Origin of the sequence: Devosia alba (assembly GCF_039938915.1) — a bacterium.
GTDB classification, from domain to species: domain Bacteria; phylum Pseudomonadota; class Alphaproteobacteria; order Rhizobiales; family Devosiaceae; genus Devosia; species Devosia alba.
Window position 1 is genome coordinate 1 of record NZ_JBDUUI010000036.1, and the last position, 1,510, is coordinate 1,510.

Below are 1,510 nucleotides of genomic sequence, written 5' to 3' on the forward strand. Positions count from 1 at the left end.
TGTTCGCCATCAGCACCCATGGCACAGATTCAGGGTTGAGCTTTAAGGAGTGTATTGGTCTCGTCGCGTGATGAAGGAACCAAGATGACTGCTAAATCCTCGAACACCAAGAAGCCCGCCGAGCAGGTGGTGAAGGACATTCGCCGGGCGACCCGGCGGCACTTTTCAGCCGAAGACAAGATCCGGATCGTGCTCGACGGCCTGCGTGGCGAAGACAGCATTGCCGAGCTGTGCCGCAAGGAAGGCATCGCGCAGAGCCTGTATTACACTTGGTCCAAGGAGTTCATGGAGGCCGGCAAGCGCCGGCTTGCCGGCGATACGGCGCGCGCTGCCACCAGTGATGAGGTCAAGGATTTGCGCCGAGAGGCCGGTGCGCTCAAGGAATGCGTGGCTGATCTGACGCTGGAAAACCGTCTGCTCAAAAAAAGCATGATCGCGGATGGGGACGAGCCAGAATGAGATATCCCGCATCCGAAAAGCTCGAGATCATCAATCTCGTCGAGCAGTCGCACCTGCCGGCAAAACGCACGCTGGACCGGCTGGGCATACCGCGCCGGACCTTCTATCGCTGGTATGACCGCTACCTCGGCGGCGGTCCTGAGGCACTGGAAGATCGGCCATCGGCGCCCAGCCGGGTGTGGAACCGGATACCGGCAAACATCCATGACCAGATCATCGAGATGGCGCTGGAAGAGTCAGAACTATCGCCTCGGGAACTGGCCGTGAGCTTCACCGACCGAAAGGGCTACTTCGTCTCCGAAGCCAGCGTTTACAGGCTTCTCAAGGCCCACGACCTGATCAGTAGTCCGGCCTATGTGGTGATCAAGGCCGCCGATGCATTCCACACCAAAACGGTGCGGCCCAACGAGATGTGGCAGACCGATTTTACCTACTTCAAGATCATCGGCTGGGGTTGGATGTATCTGTCCACGGTGCTCGACGACTTCTCGCGCTACATCATCGCCTGGAAGCTGTGCAGCACCATGCGAGCCGAGGACGTCACCGACACGCTGGACATGGCGCTGGCCGCATCAGGGTGCAATCAGGTCCACGTTCAGCACAAACCACGCCTTCTGAGCGATAATGGCCCCTGCTATATCGCTGAAGAACTTGCTGACTATATCGAGACCAAAGCCATGAGCCATGTTCGGGGCGCGCCGATGCATCCCCAGACCCAGGGAAAGATCGAGCGCTGGCACCAGACCATGAAGAACCGCATTCTGCTCGAAAACTACTTCCTGCCGGGAGACCTCGAGGTCCAGATAGGCGCCTTCGTCGAGCACTACAACCACCGGCGCTACCACGAGAGCCTGGACAACGTAACACCGGCCGACGCCTACTTCGGTAGGGCCGCAGCCATCCTCAAAAAGCGTGAAAGGATCAAACGCCAGACCATCCAGTATCGACGCTTGCAGCACCGCAAGATTGCCGCTTAACATCAACCAAACGACAAGGCCGACACTCCGCTGATCCGAGAGCCAATCTGAGCCAAATCATCTGACGACGGACA

Annotated in this window: 1 protein-coding gene; it reads left to right on the forward strand. The window is 58.5% G+C overall.

Annotation, left to right across the window (positions count from 1 at the left end; all coding sequences use genetic code 11):
• The first annotated feature begins 84 nt into the window (after window positions 1-84).
• Window positions 85-1,436 (forward strand): IS3 family transposase gene (locus ABFY71_RS18655; protein WP_431021555.1). Its coding sequence is split into 2 segments (ribosomal slippage): window positions 85-420 and window positions 423-1,436, totalling 1,350 coding nucleotides; the frame shifts between segments, so codons are not numbered across the junction.
• Window positions 1,437-1,510: the final 74 nt, after the last annotated feature.